The organism is Acinetobacter legionensis, assembly GCF_048552295.1.
In the GTDB taxonomy this organism is placed as follows: Bacteria; Pseudomonadota; Gammaproteobacteria; order Pseudomonadales; family Moraxellaceae; genus Acinetobacter.
This window is the reverse complement of sequence record NZ_JBIMCW010000006.1, coordinates 170,333-184,634: the sequence shown is the minus strand read 5'-3', so window position 1 is coordinate 184,634 and position 14,302 is coordinate 170,333. Positions and strand designations below refer to the sequence as shown.

18 protein-coding genes are annotated in these 14,302 nt (G+C 38.6%); 11 read left to right on the top strand and 7 right to left on the bottom strand.

The features are described from left to right. A partial coding sequence (locus tag ACG916_RS07210; protein ID WP_419327726.1) for an NAD(P)/FAD-dependent oxidoreductase occupies nt 1-223 on the bottom strand: 223 nt, incomplete at its 3' end. A gap of 203 nt (nt 224-426) precedes the next feature. Here ACG916_RS07210 and ACG916_RS07205 point away from each other — a divergent pair. From ACG916_RS07205 to ACG916_RS07185, 5 genes are all read left to right on the top strand, one after another. Further along, on the top strand, nt 427-1,038 hold the full coding sequence (locus ACG916_RS07205) for a DUF1285 domain-containing protein (RefSeq protein ID WP_419327725.1): 612 nt from the start codon (nt 427-429) through the stop codon (nt 1,036-1,038). Between the two features lie 47 nt (nt 1,039-1,085). Then, complete coding sequence (murI, locus tag ACG916_RS07200; protein ID WP_419327724.1) at nt 1,086-1,964, top strand: glutamate racemase; 879 nt, start codon at nt 1,086-1,088, stop codon at nt 1,962-1,964. A gap of 107 nt (nt 1,965-2,071) precedes the next feature. Continuing rightward, nucleotides 2,072-3,088 (top strand): DUF4062 domain-containing protein, encoded by a 1,017-nt coding sequence (locus ACG916_RS07195; RefSeq protein ID WP_419327723.1) that lies wholly within the window; start codon nt 2,072-2,074, stop codon nt 3,086-3,088. 99 nt (nt 3,089-3,187) lie between these two features. Beyond that, nucleotides 3,188-4,198 (top strand): ferrochelatase, encoded by a 1,011-nt coding sequence (gene hemH / locus ACG916_RS07190; RefSeq protein ID WP_336953460.1) that lies wholly within the window; start codon nt 3,188-3,190, stop codon nt 4,196-4,198. A gap of 20 nt (nt 4,199-4,218) precedes the next feature. Next, entirely contained in the window at nt 4,219-4,863 is a 645-nt protein-coding gene (locus tag ACG916_RS07185; protein WP_419327722.1) for an MBL fold metallo-hydrolase, read from the top strand. Between the two features lie 660 nt (nt 4,864-5,523). Here ACG916_RS07185 and ACG916_RS07180 read toward each other — a convergent pair. Further along, the gene (locus ACG916_RS07180; protein WP_336953462.1) at nt 5,524-5,700 is read right to left on the bottom strand and encodes a DNA gyrase inhibitor YacG; all 177 of its coding nucleotides are present in this window, start codon (nt 5,698-5,700) and stop codon (nt 5,524-5,526) included. Between the two features lie 75 nt (nt 5,701-5,775). On the opposite strand from ACG916_RS07180, the gene ACG916_RS07175 reads away from it, so the two are divergent. The 3 genes from ACG916_RS07175 (at nt 5,776) to ACG916_RS07165 (ending at nt 8,143) form a co-directional block, all read left to right on the top strand. Beyond that, entirely contained in the window at nt 5,776-6,438 is a 663-nt protein-coding gene (locus ACG916_RS07175) for a class I SAM-dependent methyltransferase (protein ID WP_419327732.1), read from the top strand. Beyond that, the gene (locus ACG916_RS07170) at nt 6,428-7,633 is read left to right on the top strand and encodes a TIGR03862 family flavoprotein (RefSeq protein ID WP_419327731.1); all 1,206 of its coding nucleotides are present in this window, start codon (nt 6,428-6,430) and stop codon (nt 7,631-7,633) included. Before ACG916_RS07175 ends, ACG916_RS07170 begins: the two co-directional genes overlap by 11 nt. A gap of 99 nt (nt 7,634-7,732) precedes the next feature. Continuing rightward, nucleotides 7,733-8,143, top strand: a complete 411-nt coding sequence (locus ACG916_RS07165) for a GFA family protein (RefSeq protein ID WP_336953463.1) — start codon at nt 7,733-7,735, stop codon at nt 8,141-8,143. 47 nt (nt 8,144-8,190) lie between these two features. On the opposite strand, the gene ACG916_RS07160 is transcribed toward ACG916_RS07165, so the two are convergent. Further along, nucleotides 8,191-8,523: a HopJ type III effector protein gene (locus tag ACG916_RS07160; protein WP_336953464.1), complete on the bottom strand. Its 333-nt coding sequence runs from the start codon at nt 8,521-8,523 to the stop codon at nt 8,191-8,193. 145 nt (nt 8,524-8,668) lie between these two features. On the opposite strand from ACG916_RS07160, the gene ACG916_RS07155 reads away from it, so the two are divergent. Then, nucleotides 8,669-9,517 carry a hypothetical protein gene (locus ACG916_RS07155; RefSeq protein ID WP_419327721.1) on the top strand — a complete coding sequence of 283 codons (849 nt, stop codon included), beginning with the start codon at nt 8,669-8,671 and terminating at the stop codon, nt 9,515-9,517. Between the two features lie 125 nt (nt 9,518-9,642). Then, nucleotides 9,643-10,023 (top strand): fluoride efflux transporter CrcB, encoded by a 381-nt coding sequence (gene crcB / locus ACG916_RS07150; RefSeq protein WP_034616430.1) that lies wholly within the window; start codon nt 9,643-9,645, stop codon nt 10,021-10,023. A 69-nt stretch (nt 10,024-10,092) separates the two neighbouring features. Here crcB and ACG916_RS07145 read toward each other — a convergent pair whose 3' ends face one another. Together ACG916_RS07145 and ACG916_RS07140 are read right to left on the bottom strand one after the other, a co-directional pair. Then, nucleotides 10,093-10,341, bottom strand: a complete 249-nt coding sequence (locus ACG916_RS07145) for a type B 50S ribosomal protein L31 (protein ID WP_004816804.1) — start codon at nt 10,339-10,341, stop codon at nt 10,093-10,095. 282 nt (nt 10,342-10,623) lie between these two features. Continuing rightward, nucleotides 10,624-11,922 carry an ABC1 kinase family protein gene (locus ACG916_RS07140; protein WP_336953466.1) on the bottom strand — a complete coding sequence of 433 codons (1,299 nt, stop codon included), beginning with the start codon at nt 11,920-11,922 and terminating at the stop codon, nt 10,624-10,626. 199 nt (nt 11,923-12,121) lie between these two features. Between ACG916_RS07140 and ACG916_RS07135 the strand changes: the two genes are divergently transcribed. Then, entirely contained in the window at nt 12,122-12,337 is a 216-nt protein-coding gene (locus ACG916_RS07135; protein ID WP_034616427.1) for a DUF1737 domain-containing protein, read from the top strand. Nucleotides 12,338-12,420: 83 nt separating this feature from the next. On the opposite strand, the gene ACG916_RS07130 is transcribed toward ACG916_RS07135, so the two are convergent. After that, the gene (locus ACG916_RS07130) at nt 12,421-13,776 is read right to left on the bottom strand and encodes an MATE family efflux transporter (protein ID WP_419327720.1); all 1,356 of its coding nucleotides are present in this window, start codon (nt 13,774-13,776) and stop codon (nt 12,421-12,423) included. Between the two features lie 40 nt (nt 13,777-13,816). Continuing rightward, nucleotides 13,817-14,278, bottom strand: a complete 462-nt coding sequence (locus ACG916_RS07125) for a DMT family transporter (protein WP_419327719.1) — start codon at nt 14,276-14,278, stop codon at nt 13,817-13,819. Nucleotides 14,279-14,302 lie beyond the last annotated feature (24 nt).

The following is a 14,302-nucleotide window of genomic DNA, read 5'->3' as shown; positions in this document are numbered from 1 at the left end:
TCCAGTCAGGGAAAAGTTCATTGATTGCACGAGGTTCAAGTACAGCACCAGAAAGGATATGCGCACCAACTTCAGAGCCTTTTTCAACCACACAGACAGAAAGGTCTGGAAGATTGTTTTCAAGAGCTAATTGACGAATTTTAATCGCAGCAGAAAGACCCGCAGGGCCTGCGCCTACGATCACTACGTCAAACTCCATCGATTCACGTTCGATGTGTTCCATGTAGGACTCCTCATATTTCTAAGGGTGGCAACCGTGAGCATTTATTGGGAATTAATAAATCGGTGCTGCCATGAGTGTTCTAAAAATTCCGTGATACGAATTAACGCTCGTACCAATAATATATTTTGCGCTAGTATAGTTAGAAACCCTAATCTAGCCAATTGGCTGAGTCGTATTATTTTTAAGTCAGCAAGGCATAAACCATGGTAAATCAAAATAATTCAACATCAGCGGCTCAAAATCAGCCAGATTCTGATGATAAAAACTTAATGAGCATTGCACAATACTTAAAAGATGTACAGGCGGGTCACAAAAGGTCAATACCTCCTTTAGAGCAGTGGCAGCCAAAGCATTGTGGCAAAATGGATTTGACGGTAAAGGCCAATGGAGAATGGTGGCACGAAGGTCAATTGATCAAACGCCAAGCGCTTTTAGACCTGTTTACAAAAGTACTTTGGAAAGAAGATGGAAAGTTCTATTTAAAAACCCCAGTTGAACAGATTGAAATTCAAGTTGAGGATGAACCTTTATTGGTCAATCAAGTTGATCTGGTGAATCTCGATGGGCAGGTCTATCTACAAGTTACCACCACCAATCAAGACATTACACTGATTGATCCAGAACACCCTATATTTATGCGTGAATATCAAGGTGAGTTAAGACCTTATGTACATATTCGTTTCGGGATAAATGCCTTGATTCAACGTTCTGCTTTTTTTCATCTGATTGAATATGGGAAATTTCTTGAAAATGAACAAGGAGATACCATTTTATCTTTAGAAAGTGGTGATTTTCACTTGCAATTAGGGACTTGAGGTTTAATCTTGTTAATTATTTTTACCGTATGCCAATAGTGGATCAAATGAGCGCGATTCTTCCTCTCTCTCCTCTAGAAAATCCAATGCCAAAAGCCTTGGCAGATGCCCCGATTGGTATTTTTGATTCAGGTATCGGTGGGCTTTCTATTGCACAGGAAATTGCCAATTATTTGCCAAATGAACGTATTGTTTATTATGCCGATACTGCACATGTCCCTTATGGCCCACGGACGGATCAAAATATTCGTGAATTAACTGCGCAAGCAATCGAGTGGTTATATCGTCAAGGTTGTAAAATCGCAGTTGTGGCATGTAATACCGCTTCAGCATTTAGTCTGGATTATTTACGTGATCATTATGGTGAAAACTTTCCTATTGTTGGGCTGGTGCCTGCTTTAAAGCCAGCAGTGCTACAAACCCAGTCTAAAGTGGTTTCAGTTTTGGCTACACCTGCCACTTTTCGTGGAAAATTGATCAAAGATGTGATGCAGCGTTTTGCAGAACCTGCCAATGTTGAAGTACTGACGATTACCAATCTTGAACTGGTTCCCTTGATTGAATCTGGACGTTATAACAGTTTGGAATGCAAACATAGCCTGCAAAAGGTTTTAGATCCAGTCATTGCCAAAGGTTCAGATTATTTGGTGTTGGGCTGCACCCATTACCCTTACTTAAAACAAAGTATTCAAGAATTATACGGCCCTCAGCTTAACTTAATTGATTCTGGATTAGCGGTTGCACGACAAACGGCGCGTATATTGTTAAAAAATGAGTTAATATCAAGTAGCTTGCAAGAAAAAGGGGTGCGTTTACAATGTTTTGTGAGTGGGGGAAATGCAAAACAATTAGAAAATGTCATCAGACATCTCATACAACCAAAAATTACATGGTCTGTAGAAAATATTGTTGAAAAACTCGGCTAATTCTTTCAATATTGAACAGATTTAATATATTTTCATAAGTGTAGGGCATATCCAACTTAAAGCTCATGGATGGATTTAAGTAGGGTGTGACAAGAATGGGTTAACCTATGCTCGATAAACGGTATCAAGTTTTTATTACAACATCTGGCAAAGAAATGCAGCCAGAACGGATGGTCGTGTCACAAACCCTTATAGGGATGGGTTTTTTTTCTTGGGGATTAGAACAACGGACACCATTAAGTACCGCATTTGCACGTCGTCAGATAGATGACTGTGATTACGTTTTATTGTTGTTGGGGAGTCAGTACGGTGAACAATCTGTTTCAGGGGTGAGTTATTTACATCTTGAATATATTTATGCGGTGACCAAACAGAAACCAATTATTGTATTTATGCATGAGAGTCCTGAATTTCGCGAACCGCATTTAAAAGAAGAAAGTACGCTGCTAAAAGAAAAGTTTAATGAATTTAGACATCAACTACAAAAAGAAGTTGAGCAAGTCGTTAGCTATCGAACTTTACGAGATTTAGAACTTGCGGTACGTTCATATATGCCACAAATGCTAGAGCGCTATCCTGTTGTAGGATGGGTAAGACCTCAGAATATTCAAGTCCTACAAGATGAGATTGATCGTTTAAAAGCGAAGTTGGCGCATATTTCCGTAGAGCAAGGGAAAAAAGAAGCAGATCCATTTTTAACTTTACCCAAAGTTTCATTACATGAAGTGTTTAATTTTGATTATCGAATGCATGCCTATCAAGATGGTAATTTTAAAGAGTTATCGCCAGCGCGTGAGATGACTTGGGCTGAGCTGTTAAAAATCTTATCAGTTGAATTTAGACAACCGACGTCTGAGGATTTTTTCTCTAAAGTCTTAAACGAATATTTGAATAATACGGGTTTAACCGACGCACAAGTGGTGATGCCACGTGCCCATGCTGTGTCTAGAGCGCAGATTAATGTGCGTTCATTGCATACGATTAAGCAGCAAGTCCGTCAAAATGAATGGATCATTCCTGTGGGGCGTGATGATCGTCAGCGTATGCTATGGCAGATGACAGATAAATGCGTAAAATTACTTGAAAATTCACAACGTATTAGCAGTCGCTCTTCAATTTTTTAAGTTAAATAAATTGAGTGAGTCAAGATAAAAAATTTTGTTTAGATAAAGACTCTGTTAAGCTGATCATACGAGATAAACTATTGTGTAAATCGGGTGAAAATGTCTTTATCTAAACCTAAAGTTCTGATTATTATTGCCAATTTAGGGACACCAGATGCGCCTACAGCTCCAGCTGTTCGGGCTTTTTTAAAGCAGTTTTTATCAGATCAGCGTGTCATCGAAATTCCCAAAATTTTATGGGCAATTATTTTAAATGCATTTGTTCTGCCTTTTCGACCAACGCGTGTTGCTGAAGCTTATGCACAAGTCTGGTCAAATGATTCACCTATGCGTGAAATTCTATTTGAACAAGTTGAATCGCTACAAAAAAAATTAATAAGTACCAATGCTGATTTAGATTTAGAGATTGTGCCAGCAATGACCTATGGGCGACCAGGTATTGATGCTGTATTGAATGATGCGAAAAACAAGCAGTATGACCATATTATTCTTTTTCCGTTATTTCCACAGTATTCGGCAACATCAACCGCCCCTTTATATGATGCCGTTGCACAATGGTTGTTAAAGCAACGCAATATCCCGGGTTTAAGTTTTATTCGAGATTATTATCAACACCCACTTTATATTCAGGCGCTAGCCAACAGTGTGCGTGATTATCAGCAGCAATATGGACCAGCCACTAAACTGTTGATGTCTTTTCACGGGATCCCACAGCCTTATGCAGATAAAGGTGATCCTTATGCAGAGCGTTGTCGTATCACTGCACTTAAGGTGGCACAGCTGTTGAATTTAAGAGACGACCAATGGGCGATCAGTTTCCAATCCCGTTTTGGCAAACAAGAATGGGTAAAACCTTATACCGACCAGCTCTTACAAGAGTGGGCAGTGCAAGGTGTTGAATCTGTTCAAGTGTTAAGCCCTGCATTTTCGGCAGATTGTTTAGAAACCTTGGAAGAGCTGGCGATTCAAAATGCTGAATTATTTTTAAAAGCAGGGGGCAAACACTATGCTTACATTCCTGCATTAAATAGCCGTGCGGATCATATTGACTTATTTGAGCAACTTTTACAGACTCAATTGAATACACTCAAGTTTCATTTACAGGTATAGGGTTTTTTAGGAAAATTATCATGTTACAAGTCAAGATTGTACCCGTTACTGCATTCGCCCAAAATTGTTCTATTGTTTGGGATTCGGAAACCAAAGAAGCGGTATTGATTGATGCTGGTGGTGAGCCTGAGAAATTAAAACAAGAAGTTGAAGCATTAGGACTGACAGTCAAAGCATTGTGGTTAACACATGGTCATTTGGATCATGCTGGTGCGGTAGGTGCATTGGTCAAAGAATGGAATGTGCCTGTGATTGGTCCGCATAAAGAAGACCTGTTTTGGTTAGAAATGATTCAAGAAGTATCTGCCCGTTATGGATTTCCAATTCCTGAGCCTGTTCATGTCAATCAATGGTTAGAGGGTGGCGAAAAGTTAAGCTTAGGGGGTGAAGAGTTTGAAGTGCGTTTTGCACCAGGACATACACCAGGCCACGTCATTTTTTACAATGCCAAATATGGTGTGCTTTGGACAGGAGATGTACTGTTTAAAGGTTCAATTGGCCGTACTGACTTTCCAAAAGGCAACCATCAACAGCTCTTAGAGTCAATTCAGCGTGAATGTTTTACCCTGCCTGATGAAACTCAATTTATTTCAGGGCATGGTCCAATGAGTACCATTGGTTTTGAAAAGCAACACAATCCTTTTGTGGCAAGTAAAGCGGGTTAAGTATTCGCTGTCTGACTTCATTATAAAAAATAATTAATAATAAAATTGTGAAGTCGTAGATGATTTATTCATCATTGTTTTTCTAATTCAATATTTTATATATGATTAAATGCACGATAAGCCACTTAAATAGTCATGTAAATTATGCTTAGATAAATCGATTAAAGAACAGTGTTTATATTTCTTATTTCACAATAAAGCTTTTAGACATTACTTAATCTATCATTGAAATAAGAGGGACTATTTTCATGATAATATTCAAGAATAGTTGTATTCATTGAAATTAAGTTACTTAATTATTTTAAATCATTTTTATTTTATCATTTCCAATTTGAGTAATAATATTATAGTTGCAAATAAAATCCCGATTGCTAGAAGAGAAAAATCAAGAATATATACTCCAATAAAAGTAAAAAATACACATAAAATTGCTAAGAGAGCGACAAAAAATTTTAAGCCTATTGACACCTTGACTACTCCACCTTTCATGATGAGTTGAAACTGATTAGACTTTATACAAGTGTGAAAACAAGCTGTATGATATCGCGATATATTCAAAAATAAATGCTTATTGTAAAGTGTAATTGTAAGTTTTTTTAAAATTTTCTAAACAAGAATAAAGTATAGGTAATTAAAGTAAGTGTAGTTTGCTGAAGCTTTTCAGAAAGCTTCAGAATCCTCTGCTTGAGGTGCATCTTCTGTAGGTAATGTATAGTCTCCATTGGCCCAAGCACCTAAATCAATGAGTTTGCAACGTTCAGAGCAAAATGGACGAGATTCATTACCCGCCCAAGTAGACGGTTCGCCGCATCGAGGGCAAGGAAAAGTTTTAGACATATGGAAATCCTCATTTAAAAAAGCAAAAGTCGCAAAGAGTTGTTAAACTTGTGAACGATTTCTTGTTAGTTTGATCTGATTATGTCGATTCGTCAATTTCAAGCACAGCGTATGCATGCTCCTCGTGATTTTCAATGTATTGAAAATAACCCAATTTGTGTAGAAATTGGGGCAGGAAAGGGCAAACATGCTTTGCTCTTTTCTGAACAGCACCCTGAACTGAAATTGATTGCGATAGAAAGAACCCGTGAAAAATTTATTGCCATGCAAAAACAGCATCAGCTGGAAGGTCAAACAAATTTAACCCCTATTCATGCTGATGCATTGCCATGGGTGGTGCATGCACTTTATCCCAATCAGGTACAACAGTTTTTTATTCTCTATCCAAATCCAGAACCGCATAATCCTGCGCAGCGCTGGTTAAATATGCCTTTTTTTGAATTTTTGCTTTCCAGATTATCTCCAAATGGCAGTATCACGTTAGCCAGTAATATTCCTGAATATATTGCTGAAGCAGAACAGCAACTAAAAGATGTTTGGAAACTGCCTTATGAAAAACAAACGATTGCATCAGATTCAGCACGTACGCATTTTGAAATTAAATATTTAGAACGTGGTGAATTGTGTCAGCAATTGATTATTGCTAAACCTGAACACTATCAAACTCGTTTTGATGAGGTCGGACCACGTCAGGGTCAAAGTGTTGACTACCAATCAGAGCCGTCTGATGCCAATTAAGAAAATTGCCATCATCGGGGCAGGGCCAGCAGGTTTAATGGCTGCAGATGTTTTAAGTCAGTCTACAACTGATTATGAAGTTCATGTTTTTGAACAGAAACCTTCTGCTGCACGTAAATTTTTGATGGCTGGAAAGACGGGGCTGAATATTTCCCATGCAGAAGCATTTGAACAATTTATTCAACGTTATGATCATGGGGAATGGTTAAGACCTTGGGTTGAAAAGTGGGATGCGACATGGATTCAAAATTGGATGCATCGCTTAGGAATTGAATCCTATGTGGGAAGTTCAGGGCGAATTTTTCCTGTAGAAATGAAGGCCGCTCCTTTGTTACGTGCTTGGTTAAAGCAATTGGCAGTGCAGTACGTTCAATTTCATTATCGTCATCAAATAACCGATTTAAAGCAGCAACAACTCGAAATTCTTGATCTCAGGAACAATCAAGCACAGCAGTTAGATTTTGATGCGATTATTCTGGCATGCGGTGCTGTGTCATGGTCACGTTTGGGCAGTGATGGCGCATGGCAAAAGTGGTTGCCTGCTTCTGAAATTGAAGCGTTTCAAGCGAGTAATGCCGGTGTGGTTCGGGCATGGTCAAACTATATGCAACCTGTCTTTGGTCAGCCTCTTAAACGCGTAGACGCTTGGGTAGATAATTCTGCAAAGACACAAGGTGATATTGTGATTACCCATTATGGACTAGAAAGTGGCTTAATCTATAAGCAGGGGCGATTATTACGTCAGTTGGTACAGCACAATCAACCCCTGTCGATTTATCTGGACTTGTTACCTGATCAAACTGTTCAACAACTTACTCAGAAATTGCAGCCGTCCAAAAAGCAATCCAGTACCAATATCTGGCGCAAAGCAGGTTTAGATACAGTTAAAGCGAATCTGATTCGTGAATTGGTTGATAAATCGGTTTGGAACAACCCAGAAAAATTAGCACAACAGATTAAGCATTTAAAAATTGAGTTAGAAGGATTTCGCCCCATTGAAGAAGCAATCAGTTGTGCAGGGGGTATAAAGCAAGCCGTATTAACTCAGCATTTACAACTTAAATCCAATCCCTCAGTATTTTGCTGTGGTGAAATGTTGGACTGGGATGCTCCGACAGGAGGATATTTGTTAACTGCGTGTTTTGCGACAGGGCGTGCTGCGGGTGAGGGTGTACATCAATATCTCAATAGATGAGATTAGGCAAAAAAAATGATGGTGTTTTGATTAAAAACGCGACTTTTATGCTAGTTTGATGCTATTGCCAATAGCCTTTGAAATAGGGAGATTTTCTCAATGTCTGCTGAAAAAATATACACAGGAAGTTGTTTGTGTGACGGTATTCACTATGAGATTCATGGTGAAATTGGAGACGTGATTGAGTGTCATTGCCAACGTTGTCGTAAAGCCAATGGTACAGCATTTGCGACCAATGCACCAATTCAAAAAGCAGATTTTAAGATTACCAAAGGTGAGGAATTACTGAAAAAATTTGCATCGACAGCAACAACAACACGTTGTTTCTGCCAAGAATGTGGCTCACCGATCATCAGTATTAAAGCAGAAACACCAGATACCTATCGTTTAAGAATTGGAACTTTAGATACAGCTTTAGAACAGAAGCCAACAATGCATATTTTTACTGCTTATAAAGCAGAGTGGGATACCATTTGCGACGGTTTACCTCAATATGATGAGCGTCCATAACCGTGTAGAAAGGGATCGAATAGATCCCTGACTTAATTGTATTGTTGTTATTTTGCAGTTAAAGCATTGCCTTCAAATTTGATGCCATTCCAGCCATTTTGCATAAATTGGCGAATGTTCTGATGGTCTGTTGCATCAGGCGTTGCTAAAACAGCAGCATAATGCTCTGCAAATAGATTCAGTGTTTGTTGTTGATCTAAATCATTTAATTGTGCAAAAGAAAAAACTTTAGCACTGCCTTGGTTCTCTGTGGCAGCATTATGCTGTTGACCATTTTGAAATGCAGTCGGTGTGTGGGTATAACGAGCTTCAATATGACTGATGACATCTGCAAATTTTGCATCGCCTGCTTGAAGTTGTTTCAATAATTCTTGAGCCATGATGTGAAAATTCCGTGTTAAATCGTGCCAATATCATAGCCTATGGTTAAATAATTCAGTAATGCTATTTAATATTTTGAGATGGGCCAATCTTTAACCATATTTGCTAAAATAACAGCATCGAAATCCATAAAAATAGGTCGGTATGAATCGTCATAATATTAAAAATAAAGATTCAAACTTTATTTTGAGCCTGATCGGTCTTTTTGCTGAACGCCCATTATTATTAAAACTACGCCGTATCTTGATGGGTTTTATTCCTTTTCTACAGCTACAAAGTCAGGTCAAGAATCTTGTGTATTTGTCGTGGTTGGTGGATATAGATCAAGTTCGTTCACGCTATCCACAGCCTATTCAGTTATGGGAAAAGCAAGGGAAAACGATTTTTACCATACTGATATATCAGCATGAACATTTTGGTTTTTCTTTTTTAGGTCCATTACGTAAATTGATGCCATCACCGAAACAAAGCAATTGGCGCTTTTATATTGCCCCTATACAACAGGATAAAACGGTGATTTTCGAGCAAGTTGTGATTGACCAGCAGCTTTATGTTTTGAGTGGGCGTTTGGCAAGTGATGCGATGCCAGCACAATATGCAAAGAAATTTGTTCACCAAGTCTCTGAACAGCTGATTCAAACAGAGCTTGAACTTGATCCAGTTTATCAATTATCCAGCACGGTTCAAATCAATACAGATCCGCGCTTACCTGAGGCGTGGCAAAATTTATTCTCTTCATGGGATGAGGCCATTCAATATCTGGCTGAACAAGACCATGCATGGGTAGAATGGGTCGATCAACCTGAAAAACTATCACAAGGGGATATTGAAATGCCTTTTGATTTTAGTCAGGTTCTGCCTGCGCAAGTGCTTAATATTGCTTGCCCCTTGCTACAACAATGGGGTGTTCGTGAACAAGATGTATTTGCCTTTGTTGTGCCAACTTTGGACTTTTATGTCAGAAATGAGTTGCCACTTAAATTAGATCGTTAAGCTTCTCCATGTTAATCTGTGGATAACTATCCGCTTATACACAAGCTGCTTATAAACAAGCTGAGCTGTAAAAAATCGGATGGTGGGTAAATGCGTTTTTTAAAAAGTTTTAAGGATATCTAAACATGAATTGGCTATTGGTCGCATGCGGTGGGGCAATTGGTGCAAGTTTACGTTATGGTGCAGGGTTTATTATTTCTAAACCACATAGCCTATTCCCTTGGACAACATGGTCGATCAATATCTTGGGCTGTTTCTTGGCTGGGATTTTTTTTGCTTTTACCCAACGCTATCCTATTTTACAGAATGAAACTCGATTATTTTTAATGGTTGGAATCCTCGGCGGTTTTACAACTTTTTCCAGTTTTGGTCTGGAAACATTCCAGCTGATTCGGCAGGGACAGTTTCCAATTGCTTTGGCTTATACTGTTTCTAGTGTGATTGTTGGTGTGATCTGTTTAGCGATAGGCTTTTATATTTTTCAAATGCTTTTATCCACAAAATAATGTGCAATATTCAAAATGAAAAAGCCTAAGCTGAGGGAAGCTTAGGCTTAGACACAACATACAGTTCAATTAACGTTTAAAACGGGCAAAGCGTTTATTGAAGTTGGCAATACGACCTTCATTGCTTGCCTGACGAATTTCACCTGTATAGAAAGGATGTGAAGCACTGGATATATCGAGTGTGACATAAGGATATTGTGTGCCTTCATATTCTTTGGTGTTTGTTGTCTTGATCGTACTACCAATAACAAAGTATGCATTGGCATTGGTGTCATGAAATAACACTTGACGATATTCTGGGTGGATACCTTGGCGCATGGTTTTAACCTCTAATTATTTAAATACAGTGCAATGTTATAATATTACATTTGGTTTGTAAAGTACTTCATTTGATGGGTATTCTTGTTGTCTAGCGGATTTGAAAAAAGTGAGATAAAAAAAGAAGCCTAAGCAGGAGGATCTGGCTTAGACTTCAAATATAAGTTTAATGTAAAGCTCTATTCTTAAAATTAGATGAAGCGCATAACGAAATTTTTAAAATAAATGTGTTGATCCTGTCACTTTTAAATAAATTGGATGCAGTCGATTTCAATAAAAAACTTAGTCTTGTAAAGGCACCAGCTCTTCAAAGAGGTCTTTTAAATTATCATTGACTTTAAGTTGAATCAGATTCCAGTATTGGCCTGAAATTGTCCGATTTACCATTAAAGTATCTGGTGATGGTTTGAATACATCCCAATATTTTAACGATTTTTTCACCAGTTTGATGCCATCATGATGTGCTGAATTTTCAGCAAAATCATAATGTGTGGTCAATGGTCGTAATAAAATTTCAAGCCATGCCTCATATAACTCTACTGGAAATTTACCTTTTTCAGCTAACGCATCTAAAACGGTTAAATGCTCTTCAATCGTCACAATATCTTGTTTTCGTGCAGCTCTGACCAAGGCTTTAAAATGAGTAATGATTTCATTGGATAAGGTTTTTACACCACCAAAATCGTAAATGATCACACTGCCGTCTTCACGGAAAGCAAAGTTGCCAGGATGAGGGTCGCAATGGAAACGTTTTAAGAAGAAAATCTGTTGACCCAATGCCAATATTAAGCGTCGACCAATTTCATTGCGCACAGATAAATCCCAAGTACTTGCAGTCTCAATACTTTCACCTTTTTCAAGGCTTAGGGTTAAGATGCGACGACTCGAATAGTCTGTAAACACTTTGGGAATAATAATTTTTGTGTCCAAAGCTTGATGGAATGTTCTAAAAACTTGTAAGTTTTGTGCCTCAATTTCGTAATTGAGTTCTTCATGTAAGCTGTCTTGAATTTCTTTAAATAAGCGATCTTGTAATTTTTTATCTACTTTTAAAACACCCATTAAGCGTAATGCCAAACGAACCTGTTTTAAGTCACTTTCACATGCTTCATCTACCCCAGGATATTGTACTTTGACCACAACTTCAGTGCCATTTTTTAACATGGCTTTGTGAACTTGGCCAATAGACGCTGCTGCGAAGGGTTGTTCCTCAAAATGCAGAAATGTTTGATCAATCGGTTTGCCTAGCTCGCGTTCTACTTGTTGTTTAATTTCGGCATATGGCATTGCAGGCGCTTGACGTTGCAATTTAGCGATTGCTCGTGCGACTTCAGGTGGAAAGATATCTTTATATTGCGAGGCGATTTGACCAACTTTCATCACAGCACCTTTCATTTCTCCTAAGGTATCTGCAATTTGAACACCAATATCTTGGAACAGCTTACTGCGGGCTTCATTTTTTTGTTCTTCATCCGCATTAAAGTTACGAATTGAATTTGATACCGTTTTCGTCGCGATACTTGCAGTCATACTCGCAAGTTTCATAAAGCGGCGACCTGGGGTACTGGTACTTTTCGACATTCGTAACTATCCTTTAATTGGGATTAAACGTTTAATTCATTTTGATCATAGGCGACTATTGTTAAACTGCCTACTCTAATTTGTTAAGCGTTTGTTTCTACTTGGCTATTTTTAATCTTAAAATATCCAGCATGCTATCGGTCTCTTCTCAGTGGTTTTGGATTAAAATATTCTTCAATATTTTAATCGTTGTTGGATCATGAAAGTTTATCGTTATTTAACTGGTAAGGATGATGTGAATTTCTGTGCACGGGTCAGTAAAGCTTTAAATGACGGCTATGAGTTATATGGTTCTCCAACGATGACGTTTAATGGAACTGATGTCATTGTCGGGCAAGCCATTGTAAAAGAGGTTGGCAATGAATCTGAGATGTCTGAAAAGTTTCAGCAAGCCTATCAGCTTCAATCTGAGTAAAATAAAGTACACTTATAAAAAATAATGCTGTATTTAAACAGCATTATTTTTTAGCTAAACGCTTTAAATCAAATAAATCTAAATTAAGCCTGACTTAACCTTTTATTATTGGTATATAAGCGTGTCAGTAATAAAACACAGGCAATCGTGAGTCCGATAATCAGTCCTGTCCAGACCCCAGCTGCACCCATATCGGTATAACGTGCCAAATAAATCCCAACAGGGAAAGCGATGACCCAGTAGGCCAGCATGGTGATCCACATTGGGCCTTTGGTATCCTGCATTCCACGTAAGCAACCTGCAGCACTGACTTGCCATGCATCCATAAGTTGGTAACCAATCGCAAATAAAATTAAATATATTGCTGCTTGGGAAACATCATAGTCACTGGTATAAACAGACACAATCTGTGGACGAAGAATCAACAGGAGTAGCATGGTAATACAGGCGAATAAGGTACTGGTCATTAATCCAACTTTCTGCACTTTACGCATCGCATACCAATTCTTTTCACCATAATAAGTGCCCGTACGAATGGTCAGGGCTAAAGCCAATGACATCGGAATCATAAACAATTGCGATGTGATGGATAAGGCAATTTGATGTGCTGCAACGGTAACTTCACCAAGCGGACTGAGTACAATTGCACCTGTACTGAAAATACTGACCTCAAAGAAAATCGCCAAACCAATCGGCAATCCCAGTTTGAGAATGCGTTTAATCAGTACGCGGTCTATTTTCTCAAACATATTTAAGGGTTGTGTCGCTTGATAGCGTTTGGCTTTTAAAATATAGATGCTAATCGTGATGAACATGATCCACTGCAACAGGGCTGTTGCAAAACCACAGCCCGCACTTCCCAAGTGTGGAATCGGACCAAGCCCATACATAAAAATAAAATTGAGCGGAATTTGTACCACAAGTGCTACAAGGCTAATCACTGTAACTGGACGAGGATAGCCTAAAGCTTCTGAATAGCCGCGCAATGTTGAATACATGGTAAAAGCAGGCATACCAAAAGCAATTGCATGTAAAAACAAACTGGCTTTAGGCAATAAAGATTCAGGCACACCAACCAAAGGTAACAATAAAGGAATAATCTGTAAAATGAGCATACCAATAATACCCAGCAATAAGGCAACCCATAAAGACTGACGAACAATCGAAGGGATGTTTTCTGGAGTGCGTGCGCCATTGGCTTCTGCTACTAAAGGTGTAGTTGCGATCATGATGCCACTAAACAGCAGCATGACAGGAATCCATAAACCTACACCAACAGCAATTGCAGCGAGATCTTCGGGAGACATATGCCCAGCCATAATGGTATCAATCAATCCAAAGCCTGCCGCAGCAAACTGAGTGATTAATATTGGGAGCATTAAGTTAAAAAGTTGCTTTAATTCAAAGCGGGTAGTTGTGGCTTTTATCGATGCAGACACAGTAAATACTCGTTTTAAATGTGCTTAGAAAATAGATTGGTTAGCGTTGTAGAGTGAGAAGCACACCTATAAAAATCACCACGCCACCTAAAAGACGTTGCCAGTTGACTGGCGTTTTATCTGTACCCAGTAGTCCAAATTGGTCAACGATCATCGACATTGCAATTTGTCCAAAAATAATTAAGCCTGACAGGGTTAAAAAACCCAATTTCGGTGCAGTATAAATGCTCATACTGATTGCATAAACACCTAAACAGCCACCCAGCCAAAGATACCAAGGTATCAACGCTAAACTGGAAAGGGTTGGTCTTTGTTCAGCTTGTACAATCACCAAAATAGCGAGCAATAGTGTACCAACTAAAAAGGATAAAAGGGCAGCTTGTAATGGAGAGTGAAGATATTCACGTAGTTGAGTGTTAAGAGCTGTTTGAAAGGTCATGGCGATGCCAATACCCATAGTGAGTGGTAAAAGGAACAATAATTGACTCGATATTTTCAGCATTCTTCTTCATCTACTTTTATTGTT

Bases quoted from the DNA above. Each gene is read 5' to 3' on its own strand.
- ACG916_RS07205 (WP_419327725.1), top strand. From the start codon at position 427: ATGGTAAATCAAAATAATTCAACATCAGCGGCTCAAAATCAGCCAGAT.
- murI (WP_419327724.1), top strand. From the start codon at position 1,086: ATGAGCGCGATTCTTCCTCTCTCTCCTCTAGAAAATCCAATGCCAAAA.
- ACG916_RS07195 (WP_419327723.1), top strand. From the start codon at position 2,072: ATGCTCGATAAACGGTATCAAGTTTTTATTACAACATCTGGCAAAGAA.
- hemH (WP_336953460.1), top strand. From the start codon at position 3,188: ATGTCTTTATCTAAACCTAAAGTTCTGATTATTATTGCCAATTTAGGG.
- ACG916_RS07185 (WP_419327722.1), top strand. From the start codon at position 4,219: ATGTTACAAGTCAAGATTGTACCCGTTACTGCATTCGCCCAAAATTGT.
- ACG916_RS07180 (WP_336953462.1), bottom strand. From the start codon at position 5,700: ATGTCTAAAACTTTTCCTTGCCCTCGATGCGGCGAACCGTCTACTTGG.
- ACG916_RS07170 (WP_419327731.1), top strand. From the start codon at position 6,428: ATGCCAATTAAGAAAATTGCCATCATCGGGGCAGGGCCAGCAGGTTTA.
- ACG916_RS07165 (WP_336953463.1), top strand. From the start codon at position 7,733: ATGTCTGCTGAAAAAATATACACAGGAAGTTGTTTGTGTGACGGTATT.
- ACG916_RS07160 (WP_336953464.1), bottom strand. From the start codon at position 8,523: ATGGCTCAAGAATTATTGAAACAACTTCAAGCAGGCGATGCAAAATTT.
- ACG916_RS07155 (WP_419327721.1), top strand. From the start codon at position 8,669: ATGAATCGTCATAATATTAAAAATAAAGATTCAAACTTTATTTTGAGC.
- crcB (WP_034616430.1), top strand. From the start codon at position 9,643: ATGAATTGGCTATTGGTCGCATGCGGTGGGGCAATTGGTGCAAGTTTA.
- ACG916_RS07145 (WP_004816804.1), bottom strand. From the start codon at position 10,341: ATGCGCCAAGGTATCCACCCAGAATATCGTCAAGTGTTATTTCATGAC.
- ACG916_RS07140 (WP_336953466.1), bottom strand. From the start codon at position 11,922: ATGTCGAAAAGTACCAGTACCCCAGGTCGCCGCTTTATGAAACTTGCG.
- ACG916_RS07135 (WP_034616427.1), top strand. From the start codon at position 12,122: ATGAAAGTTTATCGTTATTTAACTGGTAAGGATGATGTGAATTTCTGT.
- ACG916_RS07125 (WP_419327719.1), bottom strand. From the start codon at position 14,278: ATGCTGAAAATATCGAGTCAATTATTGTTCCTTTTACCACTCACTATG.